The organism is Pseudomonas sp. PD9R, from assembly GCF_019200975.1.
Lineage (GTDB): Bacteria > Pseudomonadota > Gammaproteobacteria > Pseudomonadales > Pseudomonadaceae > Aquipseudomonas.
Genome location: NZ_JAHTMR010000002.1, coordinates 12,610 through 27,784, shown reverse-complemented (window position 1 = coordinate 27,784; position 15,175 = coordinate 12,610). Strand labels below are relative to the sequence as shown.

At 57.8% G+C, this 15,175-nt stretch carries 13 protein-coding genes; 3 read left to right on the top strand and 10 right to left on the bottom strand.

Annotation, left to right across the window (positions count from 1 at the left end; translation table 11 throughout):
- Positions 1-9: 9 nt before the first annotated feature.
- Together fahA and hmgA are read right to left on the bottom strand one after the other, a co-directional pair.
- Entirely contained in the window at positions 10-1,314 is a 1,305-nt protein-coding gene (gene fahA / locus KUF73_RS04615) for a fumarylacetoacetase (protein ID WP_218436888.1), read from the bottom strand.
- A gap of 3 nt (positions 1,315-1,317) precedes the next feature.
- Positions 1,318-2,622, bottom strand: coding sequence for a homogentisate 1,2-dioxygenase (gene hmgA, locus KUF73_RS04610; RefSeq protein ID WP_218436886.1), 1,305 nt, complete (start codon positions 2,620-2,622; stop codon positions 1,318-1,320).
- Between the two features lie 165 nt (positions 2,623-2,787).
- Between hmgA and KUF73_RS04605 the strand changes: the two genes are divergently transcribed.
- Positions 2,788-3,570: an IclR family transcriptional regulator gene (locus KUF73_RS04605; protein WP_218436885.1), complete on the top strand. Its 783-nt coding sequence runs from the start codon at positions 2,788-2,790 to the stop codon at positions 3,568-3,570.
- Positions 3,571-3,573: 3 nt separating this feature from the next.
- Here the strand turns inward: KUF73_RS04605 and KUF73_RS04600 are convergent, their stop codons facing one another.
- From KUF73_RS04600 to KUF73_RS04585, 4 genes are all read right to left on the bottom strand, one after another.
- A complete protein-coding gene (locus tag KUF73_RS04600; RefSeq protein WP_218436884.1) occupies positions 3,574-4,269 on the bottom strand; it encodes a hypothetical protein in 696 nt (231 codons plus the stop codon).
- Positions 4,270-4,441: 172 nt separating this feature from the next.
- Positions 4,442-6,988 (bottom strand): LuxR C-terminal-related transcriptional regulator, encoded by a 2,547-nt coding sequence (locus KUF73_RS04595; protein ID WP_218436883.1) that lies wholly within the window; start codon positions 6,986-6,988, stop codon positions 4,442-4,444.
- Between the two features lie 140 nt (positions 6,989-7,128).
- Positions 7,129-8,496 carry a DUF1329 domain-containing protein gene (locus KUF73_RS04590; RefSeq protein ID WP_218436882.1) on the bottom strand — a complete coding sequence of 456 codons (1,368 nt, stop codon included), beginning with the start codon at positions 8,494-8,496 and terminating at the stop codon, positions 7,129-7,131.
- Positions 8,497-8,519: 23 nt separating this feature from the next.
- The gene (locus KUF73_RS04585) at positions 8,520-10,313 is read right to left on the bottom strand and encodes a DUF1302 domain-containing protein (RefSeq protein WP_218436881.1); all 1,794 of its coding nucleotides are present in this window, start codon (positions 10,311-10,313) and stop codon (positions 8,520-8,522) included.
- 492 nt (positions 10,314-10,805) lie between these two features.
- Here KUF73_RS04585 and KUF73_RS04580 point away from each other — a divergent pair, with 492 nt between their 5' ends.
- Both KUF73_RS04580 and KUF73_RS04575 read left to right on the top strand, forming a co-directional pair.
- On the top strand, positions 10,806-11,354 hold the full coding sequence (locus tag KUF73_RS04580; RefSeq protein WP_218436880.1) for a hypothetical protein: 549 nt from the start codon (positions 10,806-10,808) through the stop codon (positions 11,352-11,354).
- On the top strand, positions 11,351-11,611 hold the full coding sequence (locus tag KUF73_RS04575; protein ID WP_218436878.1) for an immunity protein: 261 nt from the start codon (positions 11,351-11,353) through the stop codon (positions 11,609-11,611). The genes KUF73_RS04580 and KUF73_RS04575 overlap by 4 nt, the downstream gene beginning before the upstream one ends.
- A gap of 45 nt (positions 11,612-11,656) precedes the next feature.
- Here KUF73_RS04575 and KUF73_RS04570 read toward each other — a convergent pair whose 3' ends face one another.
- From KUF73_RS04570 to KUF73_RS04555, 4 genes are all read right to left on the bottom strand, one after another.
- Positions 11,657-12,568: an SDR family oxidoreductase gene (locus tag KUF73_RS04570; protein WP_218436877.1), complete on the bottom strand. Its 912-nt coding sequence runs from the start codon at positions 12,566-12,568 to the stop codon at positions 11,657-11,659.
- Between the two features lie 191 nt (positions 12,569-12,759).
- Positions 12,760-13,662 (bottom strand): alpha/beta fold hydrolase, encoded by a 903-nt coding sequence (locus KUF73_RS04565; protein ID WP_218436876.1) that lies wholly within the window; start codon positions 13,660-13,662, stop codon positions 12,760-12,762.
- The gene (locus KUF73_RS04560) at positions 13,662-14,444 is read right to left on the bottom strand and encodes a class II aldolase/adducin family protein (protein WP_218436875.1); all 783 of its coding nucleotides are present in this window, start codon (positions 14,442-14,444) and stop codon (positions 13,662-13,664) included. Before KUF73_RS04560 ends, KUF73_RS04565 begins: the two co-directional genes overlap by 1 nt.
- A gap of 212 nt (positions 14,445-14,656) precedes the next feature.
- Positions 14,657-15,112, bottom strand: a complete 456-nt coding sequence (locus KUF73_RS04555) for a flavodoxin (protein ID WP_218436874.1) — start codon at positions 15,110-15,112, stop codon at positions 14,657-14,659.
- Between the last annotated feature and the right edge of the window lie 63 nt (positions 15,113-15,175).

Here is a 15,175-nt window from a genome sequence, read left to right as displayed (position 1 = left end):
TCGTTCCTCTTAGCGCGCCGGCACTACTTTGCCACGGCATTCGCCGAAGCCAATGGACGCAAAACCTTCGCGGCTGCAACGACCACGCAGAATGATTTCATCGCCGTCTTCGAGGAATTTACGCACTTCGCCCGAGGCCAGTTCGATCGGCTTTTTGCCGCCTTCGGTGATTTCCAGCAAGCTGCCAAATTGACCGTTTTCCGGCCCTGACAGGGTGCCCGAACCGAACAGGTCGCCGGCCTGCAATTGGCAACCGTTGACACTGTGGTGCGCGACCATTTGCGCCACGGTCCAGTACATGTGTTTGGCGTTGCTCAGGGTCAGGCGATGGGCCGGCAGGTTCTGTTCGCGCATGGTTTCGGTGATCAGCAGCACTTCCAGTTCGATGTCGAAACCGCCTGCAGCCTGATCGCGTTGATCGAACAGATACGGCAGCGGTTGCGGATCACCCTGCGGCCGCTCGGCCTGGGCGCGACGGAACGGCTCCAGCGCTTCGGCGGTCACCACCCACGGCGAGATGCTGGTGATGAAACTCTTCGACAGGAACGGCCCCAGTGGCTGGTATTCCCAGGCCTGGATGTCCCGCGCCGACCAGTCGTTGAGCAGGCAGAAACCGGCGATGTGATTGGCGGCATCACCAATGGCGATGGAGTCGCCCATGTCATTGCCCTGGCCGATCCAGATGCCCAGTTCCAGTTCGTAGTCCAGGCGTGCGCATGGACCAAAAGTCGGTTCGGTCTGACCGGCCGGCAAGGTCTGGCCTTTCGGACGACGAACGTCGGTGCCGGATGGGCGAATGGTCGAGGCGCGACCGTGGTAACCGATTGGCACGTACTTGTAGTTTGGCAGCAACGGATTGTCCGGGCGAAACAGTTTGCCGACATTTTGCGCGTGCTCGATGCCTACGTAGAAATCGGTGTAGTCATTGATTTTCGCTGGCAGGTGCATCTCGCAATCCGCCGCCAGCGGCAGCAGTTTTGCGCCTTGGGCTTCGATCTTGCCGTGCAGGGTGCTGCCTTCGGTCAACAGTTCCAGCAGACGTTCGCGCAGGGCAACCCGCGCCTCGCGCCCCAACTCGAAGAACGCATTCAGTTGGCCACTGCGGGTGGCTTCGGCGGCGGCTTTTGCAGCACCTTCAAACAGACCGGCATCCAGTGCTGCTTGCAGATCGAAAATATGCTCGCCAATGGCCACGCCACTGCGCGGCGCCGAACCCTTGACGCTGAATACGCCCAGCGGCAGGTTTTGCAGCGGGAAATCAGCATGGCCGTTGGCGGAAGCAACCCAGCTGCGAGTGGTGGAAGTCTGCGTCATGGGTTATCTCCGGGTTGGGTCGAAAGTGGCGGGCAGCGTGGCCCAGCAAGCATCGTAGTTGGTTTGCAGTTGCGGGCAATCGAGGGCGAACCGGGTCGGGCGCAACACTTGGCTGGTCTCGAACATGAAGGCCATGGTGTTGTCGATTTTCACCGGTTTGAGATCCGCGTTGATCGCTTTGGTGCAGGTTTCGCCGTCCGGACCATGGGCACTCATGCAGCTGTGCAAGGATGCGCCACCGGGCACGAAACCTACGGCTTTGGCGTCGTACTCGCCCTTGATCAGCCCCATGAATTCGTTCATCAAATTACGGTGGAACCAAGGTGGACGGAACGTATTCTCGGCCACCATCCAGCGCGGCGGGAAGATCACGAAGTCAAGGTTGGCCAGGCCGTGGACGCTGGTTGGCGATGTGAGGACGGTGAAGATCGACGGGTCCGGGTGATCGAAACTGACCGTGCCGATGGTATTGAAGCGGCGCAGGTCATATTTGTACGGCACGTTGTTGCCGTGCCAGGCGACCACGTTCAAAGGTGAGTGATCGAGTTCGCAACCCCACAACTGGCCGAGGAATTTCTGCACCAGTGTCGTCGGTTGCTTGAGGTTTTCGTAATGGGCGACCGGGGTCAGGAAGTCCCGCGGATTGGCCAGACCGTTGCTGCCAATCGGCCCCAGATCCGGCAGACGCAGTGGCGCGCCATGATTCTCGGCAATGTAGCCGCGCGCTTGCGGGTCGAGCAGTTCGACGCGGAATTTCAAACCGCGCGGCAGTACGGCGATTTCCAGCGGCTCCAGCTCCAGCACGCCCAGTTCCGTAGCAATGCGCAGGCGACCCTGTTCCGGCACCAACAGCATTTCACCATCGGCGTTGAAGAACACACGCTCCATGGAACGGTTAGCGCGATAGCTGTAGATGCTGATCCCGGCCGGTTTATCCGCGCCGGAGTTGGCCGCCATGCTCACCAGACCGTCAATGAAATCAGTTGGCTCGGCGGGGATCTCCAGCGGGTTCCAGCGCAGGCGATTGGGGGTCACTTCACCCAATGGACCGCCGGCCAGTTGCCGATCGAGTTTGACGAACGCCGGGTGATTGGCCGACGGCTGAATGCGATACAGCCAGGTCCGCCGCGCTTCGCTGCGGGCCATGGTGAACGCGGTGCCAGAGAACAGCTCAGTGTAAAGACCGTACGGAGCTTTTTGCGGGGCGTTCTGGCCGACTGGCAGCGCGCCGGGCAACGCTTCACTGCTGAATTCGTTACCGAAGCCTGACTGATAAGCTAGCGCTGGCGCCGTTGAATCGAGGTTCATGGAGCCTCCTGAACAGGGAGTTGGCCGTGTCCTGTCACTCCGTTGCAGAGGTTTGGGCACGCCGGGGTTATTTTTATCGTAATCGAATTACGCATAACGTAATTTGATTGGTATTGACCGTCAAGCTATAAAGACGCCCATTCGTCCCGGGATCAAACTGCCTCCATGGAAAAGCCTGACAGCAACGGTAAACAGAAAGTCCGCTCAGCTGAGGTGGGGACTGACATCCTCAAGGCCCTGGCCGAGTTGTCCCCCTCGACGTCGCTCTCGCGCCTGGCCGAGCACGTGCAAATGCCGGCGAGCAAGGTTCACCGATATTTGCAGGCGTTGATTGCCAGCGGCTTTGCCGAACAGAACGCCGCAACCAACCATTACGGTCTGGGCCGTGAAGCACTGCGCGTCGGGTTGGCCGCACTCAACAGTATGGACGTGCTGAAAGTCGGTGCTTTGCCATTGGCCGAGTTGCGCGATGACTTGAACGAAACCTGCTTTTTGGCGGTATGGGGCAACCTGGGCGCGACTGTCGTACACATCGAACCGGCCGTGCGCGCGGTGACGGTGGTGACGCAACTGGGTTCGGTTTTACCGCTACTCAGTTCGTCGACGGGGCTAGTGTTTGGCGCTTACCTGCCCAAACGCGAAACCGTGGACTTGCGCGAGCAAGAGCTCCAGGGCAACGCGGCCCATGCACTCGCGGACGATCAGTCCTATGCGGCCATGTGCGAGCAGATCCGCGCGCGCGGCCTGCATCATGTGCATGGCTTGCTGATGCCCGGCGTAGATGCCTTGTCGGCCCCCGTATTCAATGCGATGGGCAACGTAGTGGCCGTGCTGACGGTGGTGGGCCCGACGTCATTGTTTCATGCCGATGAAAATGGCCCGGCGGCGCAGCGTTTGCTGGCGGCGACTCGGGCCATCAGTTGGCGAATGGGGTATGAAGCGCGTTGAAAATCAGGTCAGGAATTCGGGAAGAATATCGATCACTGCGTTGCTGATATCGCCGATCGTGAGTTGCGCATGGCGGTGGTTTTCCTGCGCACTGTAAGCGACCGAATAAACACCTATTTGTTCGCCATGGTAAAAAGGAATTTCATCGTGCTGGAGATAGCTGTACACATCTTCAGCCAAACTCCGCGACTGCAGGATTATGTGCTCGCCAGGCACTTGTGAAAAAGCAGTTATATAGGCCCCATCAATATTCACGTCGGGCAATCGATATTTCAACGCCTCATGAACCTCTTCAAAATCCAGTGACTTTACCGACCGTTTGAAAAGGTTAACCGAAGGCGCATGCGCCATCACCATCACGACATCAATTACCATTTGCTCGAACGCTAACAAGTCCAGACTTTCAACCCTGTCTTTCGATGCGAATGAATACTGCCGACTGAAAACACCAGTGATGCCTTGCACGTAATTTGGCAGTTGTTCTTTTTCCACCCAGCTCAGTGTTTCGTCAAACAATGTATTTGAAGAAACCACAGCCTCATCGACACTATCGCTTGCTGTATTCAAATAGGTTTTGAATGGGTTAATCCCCAATTCATGCAGGCGCTCGGTCAGCAACACTGCCACCGCAAAACTCGCGCGAATTTTTTTCAACGCTACAATTCTTGGATCACTGTAAGAATAATAATTACTGCTCATAAAAACTTCCTGTCATATTATTATGTCCGAACATCCTGTTCGACCATGGGTCATTTAAACTTTTTACCAATGAACTTTCGACCCCTAAAAATATACAACAGAACAACCAATCACCCCCACAACAAACCTGTATGAATTCGTAAGTACTGATCCACACACCTTCTATATAAATCTAACTAACAAATCCCATTTCCTTCGCCTTGGCTACCGCTTGCGTGCGACGCTCCACCCCCAACTTGCTATGAATTCGCCGCGCATGGGTTTTAACCGTGTGCAAGGAAATAAACAGTTGTTCGGCGATTTGCTGATTGGAATTACCGCGAGCAATCAGGCTGAGCACTTCCAGTTCTCGCCCACTCAGCGGATTGGCTTCCAGAGCCGGCGTCCTCATGGGGTCATCTTCACCCAAGCGATTGAGTAACGTCGGCTGCCGCAGGCGCAGATCGCACAAGGCCTGCTGCAAATGGCAACGCTTCACCAGGCAGAGGCCCGCCTGCAACGCCGACTTAGCCAGTGCAGGCTCACCGGTCAGGTCCGCGACTTCGCAAATGGCCAACTGCAGCTCTGTTTCCAGCGCCAGCATCGCGTGCTGTTGCGCGTGTTCGAGTAAAGCCTTGAGTCGCTCCAGTGGTTGTTTCGCCTGTTGCAGATACGTTTCTGCCAGCACCAGCAGGTATTCGATCCGAGCGATCAGCTCCACCGTGGCCGGCGGTGCCTGACGCGCATTCGGTCCGCGATAATGGCGAAGTACGCGAGTCAATGCGTCACAGGCCAATTGGGGCCGGCCTTGCTGCAACCAGAAGTGACTGCTGACTTGCAACAGCACCCCGCGATAAACCGTGTCCGGAATCTGCCGCTGTTGCATCAAGCGCTCGGCATCGCGCAGGCGATCAAATGCATGGGCGTAGTCGCGCTGATTAGCGGCTACCTGCGCCTGTCCAAGAAAGCCGTACAACGCGCGTTTGTCCTGGCTGTGCAAACAGTCCTGAAGGCCGCTATGAAAAAATTCGGCGGCCACCTCGTCTTGCCCCTGACAAAGCGCCAGGCGCCCGCGCCGCAACGCAATGCGCCCCAGCAGCGGCGTGGGACGATCCGCCTGTCGACACAACAATTCATGGATATCAGCCAGCAAGCTTTCGGCGCGCTGGGGAGCGCCGCGCTGCTCCAGCAACTGAGCGTGATCGAGTTCGAGCAATCCTTCGAATAGCAACGAACCTTGTGCACGCGCCCGACACAATGCCTCGCGATTGAGGGCCTGCGCGGCATCAAGCCTGGCACCAAGCAGTGCTTGCTGGGTCAGCCCGGACAAGCACAACAATTGTGCAGCCCAGGCGTTCGCGCCCAGTCCGGCCAGTGCCTCGACAAAGTGCGCCCGTGCCGCTTCCATGCGTCCCTGCAAATGCAGTAGCCAACCTTGCTGCGCCTGCCAGCGTGCCAGCAATTGCCGTTGCAGGGTTGCCGTCGGTTGCGGCATAAACCGCGCCAGTTGATCGATGCACACGGCGGCCTGGTCGAAGCGTCCGGCAAACAACAACGCGGCGGTGATCAGGCCGACCAATTGCGGCGACCCCAGCGTCAATTCATCACCTTGGCGCTCATGCAGATCCAGCAGCAAACGTACGTTCTCTCGGCGGAACAAATGCTCAAAACTGAAGTGCTGCAACAGACTGACCGCGACCTCGAACTCTTCCGCCAGCAACGCTTGCTCGAAAGCGCCCTGCCAGTCCTCCTCGGCGGTAAACCATTGGCACGCGCGCCGATGCCAGGATCGCCCCGCCGAACCTTGTTCGTCACGGATGGCCCGGGCCAGTGGCACAAAGACTCGAAGCCAGTCGGCAGAGTCCTCCCACGGCTCGATGAAACAGCCCATGTCCTGCAAGGTGTGCAACCACTGTGCGCCTTCACCGGCGCCGAAAAGATGCTCACACAGGCTCGCGTTGAAGCGCGGCAGATGAGCCAGTACCTGCCAGGCTGCAACCAGTTCCGGCGGTAAGGTGTTGAACAGCTCATGCTGCAAGTAGTCGAGCAATGTCGTCGATCGCCCCTGCTTGTCCTGCTCGGTTGCCCACGGACAACCGCCCAGCAAGGCTATGCGCGTGCCAGCGCACCAACCACCGCTGCGCTGAATGATTCGCCGGGCCATACTCGCCGTGAGTGGCGGCGCGACATGGACGAGCAAGTGCTCGATCTCGCCCTCACTGAATGCCAGGGCAGGTCCCTCGCACTCGTACAATTCATCATCGAGCAACAACCGGGGCCAATTGCATAACGGACGCCGGCGCGAGCCCAACCACCAATTCAACATCGGGTTTCTGACCGCCAGTAGACGGTCGAGCAAACGGTCAAGCTCAGGGTCGGGCACGCGACAGTAATCATCGAGAAACAGCCAGGTCGGCGTCTGCAACCTCGCCAGAAAACCCAGTAAGGCAGGCTCATCCGCCGCAGCCAACCCGAGTGTTTGTGCCAGGCGTTGCCGGAAATCGACAACCCCCAGGGACTCCCCCGCCAACGCCACCCAATACACACAACAGTGCTGCGGTGCCCGCTGCAGGCACTCGGTGAGCAGCGCACTCTTGCCACTGCCCGCGGGCGCACAAAGCAACTTCACCCGCGCCGTAGAGGCCAGCAACGGATCGATCAACCGTTCGCGAGAAAGGTGGTGGGACGACAAGCGAGGCAGGGGTCCAGGACGGTCCAGACTCAGCGTCATGGCAGTCATAGTGATGCGCCTTTTTATAGTTGTGGCGCCACCCTAGCCCTCTCCCGAGCGCTTGTTGAAGAAGTATTCAGCAGACTGATTTGCAGCCATAAAAAAGGTGACCGCGAAGTCACCTTTTTGTGTAAGACCCCGTAGGAAAACTACCGAACCCCCGTACTCCGCAGGGCCGCCGGCGTGTAGTCCCCAGCTTTTGCCGCGATGTTGAATTCGAAGCTGCGCTTCTCCTCGTTCTTCATCCCAAGGGCGATATAGCGACCGGCGATCAGGTCATACAGCGCTTCAACGGTATAGGCCGGCACCTGATGATCGTAGTAGAACTGTGCATGCCCTTCAGCAACACGCCAGAGTTGGCCGCGACCGTCATAGTGATCAGCCAGTGCCACCTGCCAGGTGTCTTCGTCGATATACATGTGGCGCTTGGCATACACGTGCCGCTCGTTGGGCTTGACCGTGGCGACAACCTCCCAGACCCGGTGCAGTTCATAGCGGGTCAGGTCCTGATTGATGTGCCCGGCCTTGATCACATCGGTGTACTTCAGGTCAGGCGAATCGAGTTTGTAGCTGTTGTACGGGATGTACATTTCTTTCTTGCCGACCAGCTTCCAGTCGTAGCGATCCGGCGCACCGGAAAACATGTCGAAGTTGTCGGTGGTGCGCAGCCCGTCGGACGAGGTGCCCACGCCGTCATAGGCCACTTGTGGAGCCCGCCGCACACGGCGCTGGCCAGCGTTGTAGATCCAGGCCTTGCGCGGCTCCTGAACCTGATCGAGGGTTTCGTGTACCAGCAACACGTTCCCCGCCAGTCGTGCCGGCGCGGTCACTTCCTGTTTGAAGTAGTTCAGAACGTTTTCGTCGCTGCCTGGTTTCAAATCACCCAACAACGAGGGTACGGCCACTTCGTCCTTGAAGCGGATGACGGTGAAATCGCCATTCGACTGAGGCGTTGCCTGGGTAATCGTGCGGCGTATATTGCCGCCGTGATAGCGGGTGATGTGGTTCCAGATCACCTCCACACCATTCTTCGGAATCGGAAAAGCGTAGTAGCGATTACCGGTAAAGTTGGCCAGACCATTGCCATCGTTGATTGATGTCACATTCAACGCGCTACGCTTGGCCGACTCATAGATTTCCGGTGGCAGGGCAGCTGTGCGATGGGTTGGATAAACCGGAATTCTGTAAGTCTCGGGGTAGCGTTTGAACATCGCTACTTGTCCATCTGAGAGCTTGTCCTTGTACTTGTCGACCGTCGCCGCCGTGATGATAAACAGCGGTTTTTCATTGGCGAACGGATCGGCAAGGAAACCCTTGCTGTCCACCGCGCCGGCGTTTTTCGGGATACCGCCGGTCCACGCCGGAATCGAGCCGTCGGCATTGCCGGCCTTTTCCGCACCCAGCGGGGTGAGGCTGGTGCCAAGCTTGTTCGCTTCCTCCGGCGTCACCGCCGCCATCACGTTGGCGGCCAGCAGACCGAGGGCCAGGGCACCGCATTGCAGAATCATCTTGCGCATTGAAATCATCCTTCTCAGCCAGATCAGAAGTTCACGCCAAAGCTCAACGCCACGAAGTCGCGGTCTTCGAGCACGTTGTAGTCACCCCCGAAGAAGTCGGTGTAACTGAGGCTTGCGGTATAGGTGTTGCGGTAGTCCGCATCGACACCAAGGCTGATCGCCTTGGCGCCTTCGTTGAACAGGCCGTTGGGGCCGTAACCGGCGACGTCGTGGGACCACGACAGGTTGGGTTTGAAGTTGATCCCGGCGATGACATTGCTGTAATCGAGAATGGCGCGGGTGCGATAACCCCAGGAGGTCGAGGTCACGAAACCGTCGGTATCACCGCCGAACCCGTATTGCCCGTACACCGAGTCACGGCCGTAACGCAGCTTGCTGCGGGACTCCAGGCCACCGACCCGCACCACGCCCGCTTCACCCACCAGCGTCAGGCGATCCGCACCCATCACCTGATCGAAGAAATGCGTCAGGGTGCTCTGGATCTGGGTCACCTCTTTGCGCCGATAGCCTTTGTTGTCAGCGCCCGGCCGGGTTGCGATGGGCGATGCCGTACCGCCAGCGATCGGGTTGAGCAAGGCCAGGGTCAGGTCGTTGCTGTTGACCTGCACCGGTGCGTTAGGCCGATAACTGATCTCGCCGGTCCATGCGGTGCCGGTGGGCAACGTGGTGGAGAAACTCGCGCCGTAAAGGCGAATGTCCTCCGGGTAATCGAGGTAATACTGACCGCGCCCGAGCATGACGCTTTGCGCGAGGGACGAGCCGGTACCAGGGGCAATTCGGTTGGCTGTGGTGACAATCCCCGGAATGCTCGCCAGCGTACTGGCACCAGCGGTAACGGTGCCTACCGTCGGCGTGCGACTGTGGTAGTTCATGAAGTACAGACCGTACTCCGTATCGTCGCCAAGCCAGCGCAGCGCCGTGCCCCATTGCCCGGAATCGCGGGCATCACGGTCACCGCCACGGGGGACGATCACGCCTTCCTTGCCGACTTCAAACCCCTGGCCGAATGCGGCGGCAATCGGTTGCAACGGGGCAATTGCCGGGCTGGCAACGGTGTAATTCTTGTTGCAACCATCCGCCGCCACGTCGACGCCGAAGAAAGTGCCGCAGTTATCCAGAACGGTCTGGTCCCATTCAAGTTGATAGAAGCCTTCCACCGTCAACTTGTCCGTCAGCCCCTGGGAAGCGAACAGCATATTCACCGGGATCAGGCCTTCCTTGATTTCGGCACCAGGACGGCGGAATGCGGAAACGTCGACCGGGTTGATGCTGTTGATCGAGTTGCCGATGAACGTACTCTCACCCCAACTGACCACCTGCTTGCCGGCCCGCACGTTGCCTGGCAGATCGGCGATGGAATAGTTGTGATAGACAAAGGCATCGAGGATTTGCCCACCGGAAGACTTGGCGCCCTCCTTGCGGCCGTGATCGCTGATGGGTTTGAACTCGCGGGTTTCGTCCTGCAACTCGAAGTCGTACCAGTACTTGCCACGGACAAACACACCGGTGTCGCCGTACTTCAATTCGAGGTCGTGAATGCCTTTGAAAATCTTCGAGAAGGTCTCGCCCTTTTTGAAGTTCAGACGTCCATCATCACCGGTAGAAGACTGGCCGGAACCACCGTTGACGACGCCCACGAGCGAATCGTCGGCATCACGCATCCCCCAACTCGCACCGACGGACAGCGCCGAGTCGAACGAGCCTTCGATCTCGCCGATATGGAATGAAATGGCCTGCGCCTGGGCGCAGCAACCCAAGGCCACCGCAGCGGCTAATGCTTGCGGTGTGAAGATGGCGCGCATTGTTGTTTTTGTCATGCGTCTTCCCCGGTGAGTGACAGAAGGCCCCACCCTACTGCCGCGCTCCGGGGGTGATAAGCGCACCAAGGAGGTATTCGTGGTGTACCTCGAAAGGATGAGTGCCTGCCTGGCGCGGGGATTGCGATGAGCATGGATAGGCTGGATAGAGCGCCATCAGCCACGCGCATGAAGTTCGGAGGTGGATATCAGAACTGTTGCGCGCCCTGTAACAGTGCATGTCATGAATCGCTATTTTTCCCTGGCTAACAAAACCCTATTCTTGCCTGGCTTTCACGGAAAGACCGCTGGAAGCACAAAGCCACGGCGCGTGCCCCCACCACGCCGTTCGCGACAGATTTGGATGAATTGAATATTTCGACTCATCAGCCCGTGTTCACTGACGTTGATTTGTAGCTCCTTGATCCAACGTCTTACCTTGGCCGCTGCGTTTGCAGCGGCCTTTTTTATGGGCGGTTTTCCTGATCATGGCAGCTCTAGATCGAACAAGCTTTGCCGACAAACTTGAGATTTTTCTTATATGTGTTCCCAGTTGAGTCGGGGATTGCGCCTCAATATGTGGTGCTTAGCACCCCATACGATGGTGCTACCGATACGGGAAAATACAGCGGGCGCAAATTCAACCCAGAACACGCCGGAGGTCCGATACTTGATTTGGACTGGAGGATTGCAACAATTAATCAACAAGGAATTGATTCAGTAAAATTGCATATTGCTCGACTCGATCAATCTGATGCCAACGAAATCATGATCCAGCGACTTGAAAACATATTGAAAGGCAATTTGGATATTACTGACTCGGATCGCCGCTACTACACTCATGAAACTCGGGAACTGGAAAGATTCAGGGCCATGGGGCTCAGTGACAAATTTATGCCTGAGGAGGGGTCACCTGAATGGAATAACGCTTATACAGCCACACTGGAAGACTTTAAGCTTGGTGCCAGTGAATCACTCCTATATTCCGAAGAGGCACTTGACGCCGGTAATGAACAAATTCGCCGAATCTACGAAAATCTTCTTAAAGGAGACTTCCAGTGAACACTATCGAGCACATTGTAAAAAACGAGCCTATTGCGGATATTGTGACAGCATTCGGTGTCGGCCTCGGCTATCCCTCGCTCGACAGAATGTTCAGTAAATATAGCTTTGAAGTCATAGCGAATGGAGAGCTTCTGCGAACTTATACACAACTTTTCAATGAGGGCGTTCTTGCTAACGGTGAAGGTCCAGTAGCGGTTAAAGGCCCCAACTGGAAAGCCCCTCCGTTCGTAATAGAAAAACGCTACGGCGAGTAAAAACCGCCCCCAAGCCGCACCCTGCGGCTTGGGGGTGCACAACCCTTAAAGCGAATACTTCTGCAAATTCCCCATCATTTCCTTCAGCGCTTCAATATTGTCCTTCGGATGCGCCGCACCTTCGAAATCACAAATCTGCTGCCAGTGCGCCGCCACATCTTCCGGGGAGAAACCAACACGAGGGTCGAACCCGGCGCCAAGGCTGCGTTCCCAGCGCACTTTGCCCATCCAGCCGCCGCCGACCTCAAACAGGCCGGAGGTTTCCTGGCAGTTTTCGCTGGCCAGGTACACCACTAGCGGGCTGACCAGTTCCGGTTTGAGCTGTTCGAACACTTGTGGCGGGATCAGGCCTTCGGTCATGCGGGTGCCGCCGGTGGGAGCGATAGCGTTGACCAGGATGTTGTTCTTGCGACCCTCGATGGCCAGGGTGCGGGTCAGGCCGTAGAGGCCGAGTTTGGCCATGCCGTAATTGGACTGGCCGAAGTTGCCGTAGATGCCCGAGGTGGATGCGGTGAAGATCACCCGGCCGTAGTTTTGCTCACGCATGTGTGGCCATGCAGCGCGGGTGACTTTGTAGGCACCTTCGACGTGGACGCGATAAACCAGATCCCAGTCAGCGTCTTCCATTTTGTGGAAGGTTTTGTCCCGCAGGATCCCGGCATTGTTGACCACTACATCGACGCGACCGAAGGCGTCGAGCGCGTGCTGAACGATTTTATCGCCATCGGTGACCGAGTCGTGGTTGGCCACGGCAGTGCCACCGGCATCACGAATTTCTGCCACTACGCGGTCTGCGGCTGATGCGTTGGCGCCTTCGCCCTGGGCCGAACCACCCAGATCGTTGACCAGCACCTTCGCGCCCTGCTTGGCGAATAACAGTGCATGCGCCCGTCCCAGTCCGCCACCTGCACCGGTGATGATCACGACTTTATCTTCGAAGCGCACAGACTCATTCATGGGGGGAAACTCCAGCAGGCCAGGGACATTACCTTGGAGTTTCAGGCACGGCGCTGCGGGTCACAATGAACACGGGGAGGCTGAATGGTGTGCGATAAGGCAGGGGGATGATGCGTTCAGAATCAGGAGAACATCAAAAGATCGCAGCCTTCGGCAGCTCCCACAGGAGAAACGCAAGGCTGCGATCTTTTTCAGGAACACGCCATCTTCAGCGGCGGCAATATTTGCTGATCCCGAAACGCCAGGTAGTGCTTGAGCACCTGGCACGGCGCTTCGATCTGGGGGTAATGACCGATGCCGGTCAAAAGAACTGCATCAGCGTTGGGAATCAACTCTTGATAACGCGTGACCATGTGCGCACCGGAGATCGGATCGACCTCGCCATCGATCACTCGCAGCGGAACTTCACCGCGCTGCATGGCACCGACCCAACGCTCGCGCTGTACTCGCCGCTCGGGAATGTAGCCAATCAACTTGTGCATGACCCGTGGTCCGTGATTGCTTTCGATCAGGCTCCAGAAATCATCCATTTCACTTTCGGTAGGGCTAGTTTGCGGGCCGAAAATCTGCCGAAAACTCTTCACCAGACCATCACGGCTGAACGCGCGACCAATCATCCAGCCCAACGGGCTGAGCAGGAGTTTTTGCATCAGCACCGGGCGATGGGTTTCCGGAAACAGACCGCCGTTGAGGAATACACAACTGGCGACATGAATCAGCGATTCGTAGTGCCGGGCCAGCAGTTCCTGGGCCACGCTGTCGCCATAGTCGTGCGCCAGCAGGTGCACCGGCTGCTCGACATTCAAATGGGCCAGCAACGCCTGTTGCAGATCGGCCTGCTCCAGCAAGCTGTACTCGTGGTTGACCGGTTTTGCCGAGTCGCCAAAACCGAGCATGTCGCAGGCAATCACCCGATAGCGCTGAGCCAGTGGCTGCCACAGGTAATGCCAGTCCCAACTGGCGCTCGGGAAGCCGTGAATGAGCAGCAGCGGCTCACCCTGCCCCGCCGTCCAGTAACGGATGCTCTGGCCACGGAAGACGAACGTCTGGCTGCGTTTGCGCCAGATGCACAGAGGAATCTCGGCGAGGGCCATTAGAGTTTGTAACCCGGGTCTTGTTTATCGAGTTTGCGCAGCAGCGCTGGCCAGGCCAACACTCCGCCCATGCCTTGAGCACTTTTGGTGACACCGGCGATCATCGCCTTGGCACCCGCCAGAATCTGCGGCTCGATGGCGATCAGCTCGGCACCACCGTTCTGCGCCATGACCTGGATGTCGCAGGCGCGCTGGAAGGTAAACATCATCAGGAACGTATCGGCGATGGTGCTGCCGCAGGTCAGCAGACCGTGGTTGTGCAGCATCAGGAAATTGTTTTCCCCAAGGTCGGCTTGCAGTCGCGCTTTCTCTTCGTGGTTGAGCGCCACGCCTTCGTAGGCGTGATAGGCCAGGCTGGAGAGGACAAACAACGACTGTTGGCTGATCGGCAAAATGCCCTGTTTCTGCGCCGATACCGCCACACCCGAGACCGTGTGGGTATGCAGCACGCAGACGACATCGTGACGAACCTCGTGCACCGCACTGTGGATGGTGTAGCCCGCTGGATTGATCTCGTAAGGGCTGTCCATCAACTTGTTACCGGCCTGATCGACCTTGACCAGGCTCGACGCAGTGATCTCATGAAACATCAGCCCGAACGGGTTGATCAGGAAGTCTTCGGTACCCGGCACCTTGGCCGATATGTGGGTAAAAATCAGATCATCCCAGCCATGCAGGGCGACCAGACGGTAACAGGCTGCCAGGTCGACACGGGTCTGCCACTCGGCGGCACTGACCTGTTCTTTGACACTGTTGGGTGATTGGACAGGGGCTACGCTCACGGAAAGGAACCTCTGGTTTTTATTATTGGGGTTTCTATTGATTACCGAGTCTAGTCACCCCCCGAGGTTCGCGTAGTTGCATTGGCAGCCAGCTTGATGGCCGAACGAGTCAGTGGCTGGAATAGATTGGATCCATGTCAATGAATCGCCGCCAGGTATGGCGGGGCAGACACTTTCAGCCGCCCCGTCAGAACCATGACAGACGCTTTCAGTCAGCCTCGCAGAGCACCCACCAACTCTGCCAGCCACGGCTCGGCGTCGGTTTCCGGGGTTACGCTTTCACTGGCGTCCAGACGCAGCATCGGCAGGACTTCGCGAATGCCCAGTTCACCGAACAACTCACACATCTGCTCGCCGCCGCCACAGAACGTATCGCCGTAGCTCGCATCGCCCAGACCGATCACGGCGCCCGGCAAGCCACGCCAGGCGGCGGGCAATTGATCACGAATCGTGAAATACAACGGTTGCAGATTGTCCGGCAACTCACCCATGCCGGTGGTCGACGTCACTGCCAGGAAGGCTTCGGGGCCGAAGGCCTGGACATCAGCCAACGTTGCACGGGGGTTGTGCCAGGTTTCGAAACCGGCGGCTTTCAAAATGTTCGCGGCGTGACGGGCGACTTCTTCAGCCGTGCCGTACACCGAGCCGGAAATGATGGCGACTTTCATCAAACTGATCCTGAAGCGGAATAAAGACCGGGATGTTAACAGCACGGTCTTCATTGTTCTTTT